The following is a 310-nucleotide window of genomic DNA, read 5'->3' as shown; positions in this document are numbered from 1 at the left end:
CCACACCGTAGTCTGGAATTGAGCTTGCATCAGAACCCGCTTCTGGCGAAGTTAATGCAAAACATGGAATTTCTTGACCGCTCGCTAGGCGCGGTAAGTAATGATCTTTTTGCTCTTTTGTACCATAGTGTTGTAATAATTCACCTGGGCCTAAAGAGTTCGGTACACCAACAATTGACGAAAGTAATGTTGATTTACTTGTTAGTTTTTGAAGTACACAAGACTGTGCAAATGCAGAAAATTCTAAACCGCCGTATTCTTTTTTGATGATCATGGCAAAAAATTTATTATCTTTTAGATACTGCCACAC

At 39.0% G+C, this 310-nt stretch carries 1 protein-coding gene; it reads right to left on the bottom strand.

Features of this window, described 5'->3' with window-relative positions; translation table 11 throughout:
• The coding region (locus AAEY83_RS13695) for an acyl-CoA dehydrogenase family protein (RefSeq protein WP_351059634.1) at nt 1-310 on the bottom strand (310 nt) is incomplete at both ends.

Source organism: Psychrobacter sp. TB20-MNA-CIBAN-0197 (assembly GCF_040309765.1).
GTDB lineage: Bacteria > Pseudomonadota > Gammaproteobacteria > Pseudomonadales > Moraxellaceae > Psychrobacter > Psychrobacter submarinus.
Note: the sequence above shows the minus strand (reverse complement) of the source record. Positions and strands in the feature narration are given on the sequence as shown.